This window comes from Mycobacterium sp. JS623 (genome assembly GCF_000328565.1).
In the GTDB taxonomy this organism is placed as follows: Bacteria; Actinomycetota; Actinomycetes; order Mycobacteriales; family Mycobacteriaceae; genus Mycobacterium.
In genome coordinates, this window is record NC_019966.1 from 4,872,656 (window position 1) to 4,887,416 (window position 14,761).

The 14,761-nt window shown below is 66.9% G+C and carries 17 protein-coding genes; 8 read left to right on the plus strand and 9 right to left on the minus strand.

Features of this window, described 5'->3' with window-relative positions:
• Window positions 1-3 precede the first annotated feature (3 nt).
• Complete coding sequence (locus tag MYCSM_RS23770; protein WP_015308719.1) at window positions 4-417, minus strand: hypothetical protein; 414 nt, start codon at window positions 415-417, stop codon at window positions 4-6.
• Window positions 418-530: 113 nt separating this feature from the next.
• Window positions 531-1,415, minus strand: a complete 885-nt coding sequence (gene mshB, locus MYCSM_RS23775; RefSeq protein ID WP_198345117.1) for an N-acetyl-1-D-myo-inositol-2-amino-2-deoxy-alpha-D-glucopyranoside deacetylase — start codon at window positions 1,413-1,415, stop codon at window positions 531-533.
• Window positions 1,416-1,470: 55 nt separating this feature from the next.
• Here mshB and MYCSM_RS23780 point away from each other — a divergent pair, with 55 nt between their 5' ends.
• Both MYCSM_RS23780 and MYCSM_RS23785 read left to right on the plus strand, forming a co-directional pair.
• Window positions 1,471-2,706 carry a chloride channel protein gene (locus tag MYCSM_RS23780; protein ID WP_041314797.1) on the plus strand — a complete coding sequence of 412 codons (1,236 nt, stop codon included), beginning with the start codon at window positions 1,471-1,473 and terminating at the stop codon, window positions 2,704-2,706.
• 100 nt (window positions 2,707-2,806) lie between these two features.
• Entirely contained in the window at window positions 2,807-4,381 is a 1,575-nt protein-coding gene (locus MYCSM_RS23785) for an LCP family protein (protein WP_015308723.1), read from the plus strand.
• Here MYCSM_RS23785 and MYCSM_RS23790 read toward each other — a convergent pair whose 3' ends face one another.
• Window positions 4,382-6,289, minus strand: coding sequence for an ABC transporter family substrate-binding protein (locus MYCSM_RS23790; RefSeq protein WP_051073936.1), 1,908 nt, complete (start codon window positions 6,287-6,289; stop codon window positions 4,382-4,384). It lies immediately after the preceding gene.
• Between the two features lie 44 nt (window positions 6,290-6,333).
• The gene (gene typA, locus MYCSM_RS23795) at window positions 6,334-8,223 is read right to left on the minus strand and encodes a translational GTPase TypA (protein WP_015308725.1); all 1,890 of its coding nucleotides are present in this window, start codon (window positions 8,221-8,223) and stop codon (window positions 6,334-6,336) included.
• Window positions 8,224-8,442: 219 nt separating this feature from the next.
• Here typA and MYCSM_RS23800 point away from each other — a divergent pair, with 219 nt between their 5' ends.
• Window positions 8,443-8,700 carry a hypothetical protein gene (locus MYCSM_RS23800; RefSeq protein WP_015308726.1) on the plus strand — a complete coding sequence of 86 codons (258 nt, stop codon included), beginning with the start codon at window positions 8,443-8,445 and terminating at the stop codon, window positions 8,698-8,700.
• Here the strand turns inward: MYCSM_RS23800 and MYCSM_RS23805 are convergent, their stop codons facing one another.
• Together MYCSM_RS23805 and MYCSM_RS23810 are read right to left on the minus strand one after the other, a co-directional pair.
• A complete protein-coding gene (locus MYCSM_RS23805; protein ID WP_015308727.1) occupies window positions 8,701-8,940 on the minus strand; it encodes a hypothetical protein in 240 nt (79 codons plus the stop codon).
• A gap of 14 nt (window positions 8,941-8,954) precedes the next feature.
• Window positions 8,955-9,347: a (deoxy)nucleoside triphosphate pyrophosphohydrolase gene (locus MYCSM_RS23810; RefSeq protein WP_015308728.1), complete on the minus strand. Its 393-nt coding sequence runs from the start codon at window positions 9,345-9,347 to the stop codon at window positions 8,955-8,957.
• Between the two features lie 26 nt (window positions 9,348-9,373).
• Here MYCSM_RS23810 and MYCSM_RS36185 point away from each other — a divergent pair, with 26 nt between their 5' ends.
• On the plus strand, window positions 9,374-9,661 hold the full coding sequence (locus MYCSM_RS36185) for a 4a-hydroxytetrahydrobiopterin dehydratase (protein WP_015308729.1): 288 nt from the start codon (window positions 9,374-9,376) through the stop codon (window positions 9,659-9,661).
• Here MYCSM_RS36185 and MYCSM_RS23815 read toward each other — a convergent pair.
• Window positions 9,603-10,808, minus strand: a complete 1,206-nt coding sequence (locus MYCSM_RS23815) for a mannosyltransferase (protein ID WP_232425835.1) — start codon at window positions 10,806-10,808, stop codon at window positions 9,603-9,605. The genes MYCSM_RS36185 and MYCSM_RS23815 overlap by 59 nt on opposite strands.
• Before the next feature lie 174 nt (window positions 10,809-10,982).
• Here MYCSM_RS23815 and MYCSM_RS23820 point away from each other — a divergent pair, with 174 nt between their 5' ends.
• Together MYCSM_RS23820 and MYCSM_RS23825 are read left to right on the plus strand one after the other, a co-directional pair.
• Window positions 10,983-11,552 (plus strand): hypothetical protein, encoded by a 570-nt coding sequence (locus MYCSM_RS23820; protein WP_015308730.1) that lies wholly within the window; start codon window positions 10,983-10,985, stop codon window positions 11,550-11,552.
• 56 nt (window positions 11,553-11,608) lie between these two features.
• A complete protein-coding gene (locus MYCSM_RS23825; RefSeq protein ID WP_015308731.1) occupies window positions 11,609-12,550 on the plus strand; it encodes an Rv1157c family protein in 942 nt (313 codons plus the stop codon).
• 117 nt (window positions 12,551-12,667) lie between these two features.
• Here the strand turns inward: MYCSM_RS23825 and MYCSM_RS36190 are convergent, their stop codons facing one another.
• The gene (locus MYCSM_RS36190; protein ID WP_015308732.1) at window positions 12,668-12,814 is read right to left on the minus strand and encodes a DUF1059 domain-containing protein; all 147 of its coding nucleotides are present in this window, start codon (window positions 12,812-12,814) and stop codon (window positions 12,668-12,670) included.
• A 35-nt stretch (window positions 12,815-12,849) separates the two neighbouring features.
• On the opposite strand from MYCSM_RS36190, the gene MYCSM_RS23830 reads away from it, so the two are divergent.
• On the plus strand, window positions 12,850-13,509 hold the full coding sequence (locus tag MYCSM_RS23830; RefSeq protein WP_041314799.1) for a nitroreductase family protein: 660 nt from the start codon (window positions 12,850-12,852) through the stop codon (window positions 13,507-13,509).
• 209 nt (window positions 13,510-13,718) lie between these two features.
• Window positions 13,719-14,105: a recombinase family protein gene (locus tag MYCSM_RS23835; RefSeq protein WP_015308734.1), complete on the plus strand. Its 387-nt coding sequence runs from the start codon at window positions 13,719-13,721 to the stop codon at window positions 14,103-14,105.
• Here MYCSM_RS23835 and MYCSM_RS23840 read toward each other — a convergent pair.
• The gene (locus MYCSM_RS23840; protein WP_015308735.1) at window positions 14,102-14,680 is read right to left on the minus strand and encodes an HhH-GPD-type base excision DNA repair protein; all 579 of its coding nucleotides are present in this window, start codon (window positions 14,678-14,680) and stop codon (window positions 14,102-14,104) included. The genes MYCSM_RS23835 and MYCSM_RS23840 overlap by 4 nt on opposite strands.
• Window positions 14,681-14,761 lie beyond the last annotated feature (81 nt).

The window sequence follows — 14,761 nt, forward strand, 5'->3', positions numbered from 1 at the left end:
CCGTCAAGCCTCGGCGCGCACGCGCCGCCACAGCACCAGCGCGGGCGGCAGCGCACCCAACACGATCAGCAGCAGCGGTGCGTACTCCATGGGTCCGCCGCCGCCGAAGACGATGTCGTCCCCGGGCCCGCCGAAGGTCAGCCCCGCAACGGTCAGCAACCAGCACCACAGCGGCAACGCAGCCAGTCGCGGTGAGGACGTCCATTGCAGGGCGGCCCACACCAGCCCGGCGTTGATCAGGCCACTGATCAGTGCGCTGATCGGAAACGGCACCGATCCGATTCGGAGCGGAAGAAAGAATGCGCCTGCGACGGCCGAGAGGACACCGTCGATCCCAAGCAGCGTCAGAACGACGGGACGCGGCTGAATCAGGTCGGGATGCTGTCGAGCAGTGAGACGAGCGAGCCGAGCACCCACTGAAAGTTATCCGCGCGGTCCTGCCAGTGCTGCAGGTTGGGATCCATATCCGGGTCCATTGCCATCCCTTTCACACGCGACCGATTGTCGGAGCTTACCGCGAGCCAGTCCGCCTATTCCAGGTTAAGGCCCGCCAGCAGGTCAGTTTCCCAGCCGCGGCCGTCGCGCTCGCCCGGGCTGCCCGCAGCGAGGATGTAGTGCTCGATCGGCCCGATCGGCAGCGCGATGTTGTTTGACAGGGCCAGTGACCGGCCATCAGGCGCGACGGTGACCTGGGTGGCGTGCGCGCGCAGCGCCGCGACTTTCGCGGGCAGCTGGTCTGGCACTTCGATCACCGCGTCGATCGCGTCGTCGGGGTAGCCGAACGGCACCTGGTCGATCGACACCCGCAGCCACTCCGGGGGGGTGTCCCCAATTGCCTCGAGCCCCACGGCCATCGCGGACGTCGACATCACGGTCCAATACACCTTCGGCACCGTCCACGGTTCGCCTGCGAAGTCGGCACCGCCCGATGCGGCGACCGCAGCCATCGTCACTTCGTGCGCGTGGATGTGGTCGGGGTGTCCGTAGCCGCCCTTGGCGTCGTAGGTGACGACGACGTGCGGGCGTAGCTCACGAATGATCGCCACGAGCGCGCCGACGGCCTCGCGGGGATCGGCGTCGACGAATCTCTGCCGACGTCGCGGCGGCGTGCCTTCCATTCCCGAGTCACGCCAGCGTCCTGCCCCACCGAGGAACACAGGACCGTCGAGGCCCAGCACGCTCAGCGCAGCGCTCAGCTCCGCGATGCGGAAGCCACCAAGCTGATCGGCGTGGTCGACGGCCAGCTGCGCCCAACGCTCGCCGATCACCTCGCCTTCCTCGCCGAGCGTGCACGTGACGACACAGACCTGAGCGCCGCGCGCGGCGTAGTGCGCCATCGTCGCGCCCGTCGTCAGGGTTTCGTCGTCGGGATGGGCATGGACGAACAACAGCCGCGGGCTTTCCATTCGCATCAGCTTGCCTGCTCGTCATCAACCGGAACAGAGCGGCCCGGTGACATACATTCACCTGGTGACACGGCGCAGCGTTGAGTTCGGCTGCGCCATCGTCATCATCGGCCTGTTGGCAGGAGTTGCGGGCGCGGCCACGACGCTGCTGCTGCACGGTATCGAACACCTCACGTATCACTACACATTCGGCACCCTGCTCGCAGGCGTCGGCGGCAGCAGCCCGATCCGGCGGGCCGTCGGCCCGATGATCGGTGGCGCGCTGGCCGGCTGGGGGTGGTGGATTCTGCGACGGCGCACCGAGGTTCCCGGCCTGACCGAGACCATCAAGAGCCATGGCGCAGTTCCCCGATGGCCGCTGTCGGTCGACGCGGGCCTGCAGGTGTTGATCGTCGGGTCCGGTGCGTCGCTGGGCCGCGAAGGCGCGCCTCGCCAACTCGCCGCCGCGCTAGGCGATTTCGGCACCACGCGGTTGGCGCTGACGCCGCGAGATCGCGAAATCCTGCTGGCCTGCGCTGCAGGAGCAGGCCTCGGCGCGGTCTATAGCGTTCCGCTTGGCGGCGCGTTGTTCGCGGCGCGCATCGTGATGGGTACGTGGCATCCCAGGGTGCTCGGCGCGGCGTTGATCACGTCGAGCCTCGCGGTTGCGGTGGCGTCGCCGGTCACGCATCTCGAGCACGCGTTGACGTGGCCGGACGCCAAGCTGTCCTACCTATTCGGTTTTCTGGCGCTGGCTATTGCACCGCTGGCGACGGCGGTGGGCCTCGCGTTCAACCGCGTGATGGCGATCGCCCGGCCCAAGGTGCAGTTCAAATCGTGGGTTCTGATCCCGTCGGTCGCCGCGGCCGGACTGCTGACCGGAGTCTGCTCGATCTGGTGGCCGGAGTTACCAGGCAACGGCAGGAGCATCCTGACGGTCAGCATCAACAGCGGACTGACCCTCGGTGCGGCCGCGGTCATCCTGTTGTTGAAACCGCTACTGACAGCACTGTTCCTGCGCGCCGGCGCGGTCGGCGGCCTGCTCACGCCCGCGATGGCGACCGGCGCCGCGGCGGGTTCGCTGGCGACACTGGCCTTGAACCACTTGGCCGGCACCGGCATTCACGTGTCCGCGGTGTCCTTGACGTGTGCGGCGGGCGTGCTGGCGATCACGCAGCGGGCGCCGCTCTTCGCCGCGCTGTTCGTCTGGGAACTTGCCAGGCCGCCGTACTGGCTGCTTGCCGTGTTCGCGATCGCGGCGTTCGCATCGCATGGCCTGCGTCTGCTCCGCGAGCAACGGCAGACTGAGCCCGCCAACTGATTGCACTGTCGTTCCCCCGAAGGCGGCCGATTCCTGTTCGAAGATCCTGAGAATCCCGTGTCGGCGTTCTCAGGAGGTGTCGGGATAATCCCACTTAATCATGAGTCGATCGGCCGCTTCGGCGTTGGATACGGAGCCGATACCGCGGGTGAATGGTCCGCGACATCGGCTATCCCAGCGCGGCAGTCGAAAGCGGATCCTTGCCGCCGGTCGAGTGCTTGGCGGACTGGCCGCTGTCTTGGTGCTGGCCGTCACGGCGGCAGGCTGGAGTGGCTACCGCCATCTGTCCGGCGGCATCACCACCTCCCAAGCGTTGGTAGGCGGACCCGCGTCGGTCGGCGGGGCGCAGAACATCCTCATCATGGGTTTGGACAGCAGGCTGGACCAACACGGCCAGCCGCTCCCCCAAGACATTTACGACGCGCTGCATGCGGGCGACGAAACGGTCGGCGGCTACAACTCCAACGTCCTGATCCTTCTGCATTTACCGGGTGGCAGCGGTCCGGTCAGCGCCGTTTCGATACCCCGCGATGACTACGTCGACCTGCCGGGCTGTCCCAGCGGGGTGTGCAAGGGCAAGGTCAAGCAGGCCTACGGTTTGGCGTACCAGCAGCAGATGAACTCGCTGAGTGACAGCATCGCCGCCTCCGCACGCGAGCAGACCGCGCGCGAGGCCGGCCGCAAGGCCGAGATCGACACTGTGCGAAGGCTGCTGGGTGTGCCGATCGATCACTTCGTCGAAGTCACGCTCGGCGCGTTCTTTCAGATCGCCCAGGTGGTCCAGCCGATCACCGTGTGCCTCAACGAGGACACGTCGGACAGCTACTCCGGTGCCGACTTCCACCGTGGCACCCAACAGATCAACGCGGCGCAGGCGATGGCGTTCGTGCGGCAGCGCCGCGACGAGAACGATCAGATGTTCACCGACATGGACCGCACGCGCCGCCAGCAGGCATTCATCGTGTCGCTGGTGACCGCGCTGCGCCGCGGCGGCGCGTTGTCCAATCCGGCTGACCTACGAAACCTGCTGCAGGTCGCGCGGCAGAACATCGCCGTTGACGACGGATTCGACCTCGCGAGTTTCGTCAACCACGCTGCAGCGCTGACCGACAGTTCCCTGACCCTCTACACGCTGCCCATCAGCGAGTTCGGCCAGGACACCGCGGGCGAGGACGTCAACATCGTTGACGTGCAAAGCATTCGGGGTATCGTGCACAACCTGTTCGCCGACGGGTCAACCCCGACTCCCAAGCCGACTCAAACACCTTCTGCCCCAACAACACTCGACGTCGTCAACGCCACCAATCACGACGGCCTCGGCACGGCCGTCGAGCGTTCCTTCGGCACCGACGGGATGATCGCAGGGGCGGTGTCGACGGCAGATCGCCTGGCCAACACGAGCAGCATCGCCTACGGAGTCGGCGCTGCAGACGCCGCGCGCATGTTGGCCGACCGCCTCCAGCTCTCCGCGACCGCCTCCGACACCGTCGCCCCCGACACGGTGTTGTTGACCATCGGCGCCGATTTCCCCGCCGATCAGTACATGGCCTCGAGCACGCCCACCACACCTTCGACCCCGGTCACCACGGTCGAGGCCACCGCCACCGGAACGCAGGCGCCCGCGCCGACGGACCTCACCGAGATGGCGGGCAAGAACACTCCCTGTGTGAAGTGATCACTGCCGCGGTTTGACCCACTTTCCTGCGTCTCCGACGATGCCCACCGGCACCGCGCCGGACAGGCTGACGTTCTGCACGCTCGGGCCCGCCGCGACGATCGTGGTGTCCTGAAGGATCGGCAGCACAGTCGACATGTTCCAGAGCCGAGGTTCGACGGCGTTGATCACCTCGCCGATGTCCTCGGTGCCGTCGAGCGCCGCATCGATCTTCGGCTGAATGCTGTGGTCGCAGATGCCGGTGATGTTGCTTGGCGCCTGGACGAGCTGTCCTGTTTCGGGCGCCGGGGCCGGAGTGGTCTGCGTCGGCGTTGTCTGCGTCGGAGTTGTCTGCGGGGTGGTCGGCCGGGGCGGTGTCGGCGAATTGCTTGTCCGCGAAGGCGAATTCGTCGTCGGTGAAGGGGTCGACGACGTGGCTCCAGGTGTGGCCGTCGAAACCGCCGTCGCCTCCAGCGCCGGGCAGCCGTATCGCGACGCAAGGGATGTCGCGAGATCGCCGCCCGCCTGATGCCACCCCACAACGGCGTCGACTCGGTTGTTGATCAGCGCATCTCCGTAGAGCGCAACGGGATCCAGTGCGGACACCGACGCGCCGATGCCGACATTGCGCAATTGGTCGGCGGCGGTGTTGGCCACGGCGATGGCAGTGGGGTCGTTGGCCGCTACCCCGAGGACAAGCGTCAGGGGCACACCATCTTTCGTGATCCGCCCGCGATTGTTCTCCGGCGTAGGCGTGCCCGGCGGCGTCTCGATCGGCTCAACCTGATAGCCCGCGTTGGCCAGCAGCGCGAGCGCGGCCTCCTTCGTCATCGCGGGCGGCGCCGTCGGGACATAACCCGGATCGGACGGGGACCGCACCTGGGCCTGCGCCAAGGTGACGGTGTTGTCGTCGCCGGCGCCAACCGAGGCGAGCAGGTCGACGTCGAGCAGGCCCAGAATCGCTTTGCGCACTTGGGAATCCGTGAGCGCGGGTTGCTGGGCCCGCAGCGTCAGCTGCATCACCCGCGGGGTGACGATGCGGGCGGTCCGAACGTCGGGAATCGCCGATAGTTGTGCGAATGCCGCCGCCCCGCCATGCACCTGGGCGACCTGGGTGTCGCCGTTGCGGATCGAGTCAGCCAGCGCGGCCGACGACCCGCCGCGACGGAACAGCACTTGGTCCGGCTTGGCGGGCGCACTCCAATAGCGGTCGTTTCGGGCGAGCAGAATCTCATCGCGCTGAGGGTCAATGCTTTCCACCCGGAACTGGCCGCCGGTGACCGGCAGGGCGCGCGCCAGGCCTGCCGCGAATCCACCGGGTACGTCCTTGACGATGTGGGCGGGCAGGATGTTGTTGAACAGTTCGCGCCACGCGGGATAGGGCTGAGAGAACGTCACCACCGCGGTCTTGCCGCCCTCGACCGATTGCACGCCGGTGATCCGGTCATAGCCCGCCGGATCCACGACTCCCGGTTGACTGACCATCTGACGCCACAGGTACCAGTAGTCGTCGGCGGCTATCGGTGCGTTGTCCGTCCACGACGCCTCGGGACGGATCTTGTACGTGACGGTGAACGGGTTCTGATTGGTGACGTCCGCCGACTCCAGCAGCGTGGTGTCGAGCTCCCAGCGAGACCCTGTGAGCGCGTTGGGATCCGGCACCGGCCGAAAGGAACTGGGCAGCACCAGCGCGCTTATCGCCGCGTTTACCGGCGACTGATCCGACAGCAGGTGTGCATTGAAGCCCGGGCCGATCGAATCGATGGCCATGATGATCTGCGTGGCCTTCATCGGGGGAGGCGGCGTCGACTCGGACGTATCGGTGCTCTGTGGCGCGGGCGGTGGGCTGACGGTGCACCCCGCCGCTACCAACGTCACCAGTGCAAATAGCGCAGCGACAACGCGTAGGGGGCCCAGCACGCTGTTCAGGGTATCGGCAGGGTCGGAGCCGATACGGCTGGCGACATCAAACCTCAGCCGCGCGCCTTCGCACGAGCCTTTGCCCGGGCCCGCAAGCTGGCCGTCAGCTCGACCTTGCGCACCCGGACCACCTCGGGCGTCACCTCGACGCACTCGTCCTCCGCGCAGAATTCCATGGCCTGCTCGAGGTCGAGTTCCAGTGGCCGGGCCAGCGTCTCCATGACGTCGGCCGTCGAGCTGCGCATGTTCGTCAGCTTCTTCTCGCGGGTGACGTTGACGTCGAGGTCTTCGGCGCGCGGGTTGATGCCCACGACCTGGCCCTCGTATGTGTCCTGGCCCGGCTCGACGAAGAACTGCCCGCGGTCGGCGAGCTGGATCATGGCGAACGGGGTGATGCTCCCCGAGCGGTCCGACACCAGCGAGCCGGTGTGGCGCGCGCGGATCTCGCCAGCCCACGGCCGGTAGCCGTCGAACACCGCGTTCGCGATGCCGGTGCCGCGCGTCAGCGTCAGGAAGTCGGTGCGAAAGCCGATCAGGCCGCGGCTGGGCACGATGAAATCCATCCGGACCCAACCCGCGGCGTGGTTGGTCATTTCCTCCATGCGGCCCTTGCGGGCGGCCATCAGCTGCGTGATCGCGCCGACGAACTCCTCGGGGCAGTCGATGGTCATCGCCTCGAACGGCTCGTGCAGCTTGCCGTCGATCGTCTGCGTGACCACTTGTGGCTTGCCGACCGTCAGCTCAAAGCCCTCGCGTCGCATCTGCTCGACGAGCACGGCAAGCGCCAGCTCGCCTCGGCCCTGCACCTCCCATGCGTCGGGCCGGTCGATGTCGACGACCTTGATGGACACGTTGCCGACGAGTTCCTGATCGAGTCGCGACTTCACCATCCGGGCGGTCAGCTTGTGTCCAGACACCTTGCCCGCCAGCGGCGAGGTGTTGGTGCCGATCGTGACCGAGATCGCGGGCTCGTCGACGGTGATGCGCGGCAGCGCGTGCGCGTGGTCCGGATCGGCCAGGGTGTCGCCGATCATGATCTCGGGAATGCCCGCGACGGCGACGATGTCACCGGCGATGGCTTCGTCGGTCGCCGTGCGTTCGACGCCCTCGGTGACCAGGAGCTCGGTGATCTTGGCGTTCGTGATCACCGGGTGGCCGTCCACCTCGCGCATCCAGGCGACCTGCTGGCCCTTGCGGATCCGGCCCTTGTAGATGCGGATCAGCGCGAGGCGGCCGAGGAAGGCCGACGCGTCGAGGTTGGTGACCAACGCCTGCAACGGCGCCTCTGGATCGCCCTGCGGCGGCGGAATGTGCTCGAGCAGCACATCGAACAGCGGGTCAAGGTTCTCGCCGTCGGGATTCTCGCCGTTGGCCGGTTCGGTGGTGCTGGCGATGCCTGCGCGTCCCGACGCGTAGAGCGTGGGCAATCCGAGAGCTTCCTCGGCGGCCTTCTGGGCCTCCTCGTCGAGGTCGGAGGCGACGTCGAGGAGCAGGTCATGGCTTTCGGAGACGACCTCGGCGATGCGGGCGTCGGGCCGGTCGGTCTTGTTGACCACCAGGATCACGGGGAGGTGCGCCGCGAGCGCCTTACGCAGCACGAAGCGGGTCTGCGGCAGCGGGCCCTCGGAGGCGTCGACCAGCAAGAGCACGCCGTCGACCATCGAGAGTCCGCGCTCGACCTCGCCGCCGAAATCGGCGTGGCCGGGGGTGTCGATGACGTTGATGACCGTGATGGAACCGTCCGGGTGCTTGCGGTGCACCGCGGTGTTCTTGGCCAGGATCGTGATGCCTTTTTCCTTCTCCAGGTCACCGGAGTCCATCAAGCGTTCGACCGCGTCGTCACCCCGATGGTGCAGGGCACCCGATTGGCGCAGCATGGCATCGACGAGGGTCGTCTTCCCATGGTCGACGTGTGCCACGATGGCGACGTTTCTGAAATCCACGTCGCCGATTGTCGCAGTGTGGCGGGTCGATCATGAAAACGAGAGACGCCGGTCACTACCCCTCACCCCGCGACCATCCCCGCCGCGAACGTTCCGTACCGCTCGAAATTTCGGCAATTTTTCGAGCGGTACGGAACGTTCGGCGATCGTCAGGCCACTCACAGCGTCCGGGCGTAGCGTCGATTTAGCCCGTCAATAGTGGGTTGGAGGTTGACGAATATGCCTGCTGAAGAGGTTTTCACCATCGCAGTCATCGCCGTGCTGGCGACCGCCGCGACGGCGGCAATCTACCTCGGGCTGCTCAACTGGATCGGCGCCTTCTATGTCGTCCGGTGCGCGGCCTGCCGCCATCTGACGTTCTCGTCGGCCAATCAGTCGCGAGAGTCCTGCCCGCACTGCAAGCACCCCGCGCTAATGCATCCGATCCACTCCGTACGCCACGCCGGCGTGGTCGTCAACGACCGACTGCATTACTAACTACGGCGTGGTCAACAGCACCAAAACTCGACCGCCGTCGGAAGGTGGCGGGAAGTCGGACTCGGCGAGCAGCAGCGCTTGGCCGCCTGACGACAAGTCCACGAGCACGCCGGCACCCGCGTAGTTGTTGCCCCCGCGTCCGGTGCCCTTCGGTGCCCAGTACGCCGGCTTGGATGCGAGTTGCCCCTCCAGGCGAAACGTCTGTCCCGCATGGCCTTTCGCGTCTGCGACGGTGATCACTGGCAGGGCGGCTGCTAGTCGGGGCGCAGCAAGCGGGTCAGCTCACCGACCCACGCCCGGTCGGCCGGCACCCATGGCAGGTCGTCGAGTTCGTCGGCGCCGACCCAGCGCAGGGCGCGGTGATCGTTGGGATGCAACGCTCCGCCGGTCTGGGTGACGCGATAGGCGCGCAGCGTCATGGATTCGGTCAGCGCGACATCGGCGCCGATGCGTGTGCCCACGGTGACGTCGACGCCGAGTTCCTCGTGCAGTTCACGGGCCAACGCGGCGGCATCGCTCTCGCCCGCGGCGGCCTTGCCACCCGGAAGCTCCCAGAGGCCGGCGAGTTCCGGCGGCCGCGCGCGCTGGGCCACGAGCAGTAGGGAACCCGAAATCAGTGCACCGGCAACGACGATCTGATCTGACACTGCCCGCGACGGTATACCGTCGGAACATGGCTGTGTTAACGGATGACCAAGTAGACGCCGCACTGCCCGACCTTCCCGGCTGGGAGCGCGCCGACGGGGCGTTGCGCCGCTCGATCAAGTTTCCCGCGTTTCTCGACGGCATCGACGCTGTGCGTCGAGTAGCCGAAAAAGCCGAGGAAAAAGACCATCACCCGGACATCGATATCCGTTGGCGGACAGTAACTTTCGCATTGGTGACGCACTCCGCCGGTGGTATCACCGAGAACGATCTCGACATGGCTCGGGAGATAAACGAGATCGTCGGGAACCCGTAGTCGCGATCCACGCCAGCGTCGCCAACGTCGCGACGATGTAGATCAGTCCGGCCCATGCCAAGTACCAGGGGCGGGGTATGACCCAGATCGTGGGCTGCGCGAAGCTCAGCAGCCACGGCACTCCGATGACCGTCAGCGCCAGCCAGCCCCACCCGAGCACCCGCGCGCCCAGCCGCTCACGCAGCGGGCCGTGCAGCAGCCAGATCATCAGCGGGATCAACCACACCCAGTGATGCGTCCACGAAATCGGCGACAGCAGTAGCCCGAACAGCTGCACGACGACGATCGCGCCGAGCCGATCGGATGCGCCGCCGATCGCACGCCACGCCAACACGGCCAACACCGTGGTGATCGCGATGCCTGCCAACACGAGCGGCCCGTACCCCGCGTCGTGTCCGAGAATCCGCGAGATGCCGCCGCGCCACGACTGGTTGAACGACGTGCCGATCGGGCCTACGCGAGAAGCGTCGCCGAGCAATTCGGTGAAGTAGTAACGGGTTTGGTCGCCGACGACGACGGCCGAGACCGCGATCGTGCCGAAGAACACCACCGCCGAGAACACCGCGGCAGCCCCGCGTCGGGCGCCCACAAAGTAGAGCCCCGACACCGCGGGCGTCAGCTTCACGCCGGCCGCGAGCCCGACCAGCAGCCCCGACAGCCACCATCGTGTGCTGTAGACCGCGTACAACACCGCCAGCACCAGCAGCACGTTGATCTGCCCGTAGTCGAAATTGCTCCGCAGCGGCTCCAGCCAGATGCCGACCGCGGTCCACAACATCGCGATCCGAGGGTCACCCGACTGCCCGGGCAGCAGTCGCTGGCTGACGCGAACCACCCCGTAGAGCGCCGCGATGGTGCCGAGTTGCCATGCGAACGCGAGGATTCCGAACGGGATCAGGTGCAGCGGATAGAAGACGACCGCCGCGAACGGCGGGTAGGTGAACGGCAGCGGGAAATCGGGCGTCTGGTCGGCGTAGACGTAGTCGTAGAGCGTGCCGCGATGGTCGAGCGCGCCAGCGCCGCCGACGTAGACGTGGAGATCGACGAAGTTGGCGCCGTTGGGGACGAAGTACGTCCACGCGAGGCGAGCGGCGATGCTGAGCGCCAACAGCACCGGCGCCGCGATCGCCAGTCGGTTCGGCGTCAGCGGAGATGTCGTGGCGGCGGATTCGGTGGCGTCTATGCCGCCGACTCTAGCGAGCGGTCACGGTACGTCGTCGCATCCGTAACGTTTCGATCTCCGCCACACGTGTCACTTGAGTAACACCAGTAACGCGACGACTCTCGGGCCCAGGCGTGCCTACAACTGATTGGGAGAACCATGAAATTCACCAGGAAAACGCTTGCGACCAGCATGATCACCGCCGCGAGCGCGGCCGGGCTCGCGCTCGGGCTCAGCGCGACCGCTGCAGCCGACCCAGCCGCGGCGCCCGCACCGACCCCGGGCGTACCGGGTCTGCCGTTCCTCCAGCAGCTCGCCACTAATCCGGCTACGGCGACGACCCTGATGCAGGGCCTCACGTCGTTCCTCGGTACCGCGCAATCCGCAGCTGCACCGGCCGCAGCGCCTGCCTCAGCTCCGACCGCCACTCCGCCCGCTGCAACCGCGTCGATAACCCTGCCGCAGGCCCCGGCCGCGGCTCCTGCCCCCGCGCCGGCCGCATCCCCACTGGCTGCGCCGCAGAACCTGCTGACCTCGGTCCCGGGCGCGTTGGCGTCGTTGATGCCGGCGGGCACACCGCTTGCCGGGCTGCTGCCATCGGCGGCGGCCGCGCCCGCCGCTACCGCCGCCGCGGCTCCTGCCGCAGCGGCTCCAGTGGCTGCCGCACCCGCGGCGGGGGCAACCCAAGCCATCGCGCCGCTGATCATGCCGCTGTCGGCGCTGCCGTGACAGCGGTTGGCGCGCATCGCTGACCACAAACCAGGCAACCAGGAATCGGGGAAACCATGTCATCGATCAGGAGGACATTCGCCGGCGTCAGCGGAGTCGTCGGCTCGTCGGTAGCACTACTACTGGGTGGAATTGCACCGACGGCCAACGCCGACCCGGCGCCGCCGCTGCCGATCGATGCGGTGCAAGCGCCGGGCCTGTCGGCGGTGCAAGGCATCGGCCCGGTGATCCAGCGGGCTGCCGCCGATCCGACCAACGCCGCGTCCGAGTTGATGGCGGCCGCGGCGGCATTTGCGGGCAATTCGGCGATGCCGTCGGATTCGAGGAACGTTGCGACTGCGGTAAACCAGTTCGTCGCCCACGTTCCCGCGCCCGGCGCGGTGCCGGGTACCGAGGCACATCTGCCCGCGGGCGTCGACCCGGCGCATGCCGTCGGCCCCGTGCCGCAGGCTGCCCCGGTCGTTGCGCCGATTCCGGAAGCCGCGCCAGCGCCAGCCGCTGTGCCGGCGCCCGCACCGGCTCCGGTTCCTGCTCCAGCTCCCGATCCGGCGGCTGCGGTGCCGGCCGCTGCACCCGCGTTCGGTCCCGACACGCCACCGACGCAGGACTTCATGTACCCGTCGATCAGCAATGGGTGCTTAGCCGACGGCGGCAACGTGTTGGCGACTGCGATCTCGGTTGCGGGTCCGGCGACGATTCCGGCGCCCGGGCCGGCGGCGGGTCAGACGGCGTATGTGTTCACCGCGATCGGGACGCCAGCGCCTGCTGCTGAGCAGAGGCTGCCGTTGAACGTTACCTGGGTGAACCTGACGACGGGCAGGTCGGGCAGCGCGACGCTCAAACCGCGGCCTGACATCAACCCGAATGGACCCACGACGCTGTCGGCGATCGTTGACACCGGTTCGGGCAGCATCATCTCGACGATCTTCGGCCAGGTCACCACACTCGAGAAGCAGTGCCAGTTCATGCCGACGATCGGTTCGACGGTCGTCCCCTAACCCTTCTTCCGTCGTCCCCTCACCCCTCTTCCGCGAGCGACCGCGTTTGTACGTCGACACACCGTGGAGTCGCGTACAAACGCGGTCGCTCGTCGGGGGAGATCAGTAGGTCATAAGTCAGTACGCCATGAAGAGGATCGCGTCCCGGTCGTACTCGCGGCCGGGATGCGCCTCGGACAGGTGCGCCTGGGCCTTCTCGACCAGGTCGTCCTCGTCCTTGCCGGTGATCGCCTCACCGCAGGGGCAGTTCAAATGAGTCTTCATATGTTCACGATCGCATATCGGCCAAGATGGCGGTCATGGACTTCTCCGACGTCATTCGCACAACGGGCGCCACCCGCCAGTTCACCGACGACCCGCTGCCCGACCAAGTGCTGGGCCGCATCCTCGACAACGCCCGGTTCGCGCCAACTGGCGGCAACCGACAGGGCACGCACGCGATCGTCGTCCGCGACCAACAGACCCGTGATCAGCTAGCCGAGCTCGCCATCCCCGGCGCCCGCCGCTACATCGCCCAGATTCGCAACGGCGAAGGCCCGTGGAATCCCTTGCAGCCGTGCGGAGTTGACGCAGAGACGATTGCGGCCGTAGAGGTGCCCTCCGGGTCACCACTGCGCGACGCGCCTGTCGTGTTGGTGGTCTGCGTCGACCTCGCGGTCGTCGCGGCATTTGACCAAGACCTCGACCGGATCGGCGTCGTCCCCGGCGCATCGGTGTACCCGTTTGTCTGGAGCGTCCTGCTGGCCGCCCGCAACGAGGGCTACGGCGGCGTGCTCACTACTGCAGCGGTCGCCGAGGAGCCACGGCTCAAGCAACTTCTCGGGATTCCCAACGACTATGCGGTTGCCGCACTGCTCCCACTCGGCAAGCCGGTCCACCAAGTCACCAAGCTCAAACGCAAGCCGGTAGCGGAGATCGCCACCCGCGAACGGTTCGACGGCGAGCCTTTCATCGCTTAGGAGGCCGCTGAATTCCAGTAGCGCGCAGTCCTTCCGAGATCCAGCTTTTTGCCCGCCTCTGAGCGACAACCCGCTGATCTCGCGCAGCTAGGCCAGCATGTCGCCAATGGATAACAGTTCGGCGTTACCCAGGCTCAATGCAGACTCAATGCGACCACGAAGCGACGTTGTCTCTTCCGCTGATCGCAGTCACATGAGACGTTGGGTTCGTGACCTGCACGCTGGGCTACGCCACCGCCAGCACCGTCGAGCACAACCTTGAGGGACAGCTCGCGGAACTGAACGCTGCAGGCGTCGACCCGCGGCGCGTGTTCACCGACAAGTTGTCCGACTCCGCCGAGCGCGTGCGGGCCGGCCTGCACGCGATGCTGAGCTACGCGCGTTCGGGTGACACAGTCATCGTCGTCGCAATCGACCGGCTCGGCCGCTCCGCCGCTGAGGTGACGCGCACCATCGCCGATCTCACCGACCGCGGAATCCGGCTGCGCACACTGAAAGAGGGACTCGACACCGGTACCGCAACCGGCCGCGTCGTCGCCCACATCCTGACGTCCTTGGCTCAGCTCGACATGGAGCACGAGCACCACGGAAGCTAGGCCTTCGCGGCCTTCGCTGCTGCTTTCATTTGCTTCTTGTATGACCGCACCTTCTCGAGCGACCCCGCGTCCTTCACATCGGCCACCGACATGAACGACCCGGCCTTGCCGTAATCCCCCGCCGCTTCGCGCCACCCCTTCGGCGTCACGCCGTACTGCTTGCCCAGCAGCGCTAGGAAAATCTTCGCCTTCTGCTCGCCGAAGCCCGGCAACGACTTGAGTCGACGCAGCACTTCTGCGCCATCGGGATCTCCTGCCGTCCACAGCGCCGACGCCTCACCGCCGTATTGGTCGACGACGATCTGCGCGAGCGTCTGGATCCGCTTGGCCATCGAGCCCGGAAAACGATGTATCGCAGGCGTTTTCGAGCACAGCGCCGCGAACTCCTCCGGGTTGTAGTCAGCGATTTCGCGGGCGTCCACCCCGCCGATGCGGTCGGCGATTTTCTTTGGCCCAGCGAACGCGGCTTCCATCGGATACTGCTGATCCAGCAGCATTCCCACCAGCAGCGCGAAGGGATTGGACTCCAGCAGCGCGTCGGCCGCCGGATCTTGAACTAGCTGCAGTTTCGCCACGCTCCCAGTCTAGAACGCGGGTTTCAGCTTGGAGTTGCCTGGGAACTAGCTTATTGTGACGCAGGTCTCATGAGGCTGCCG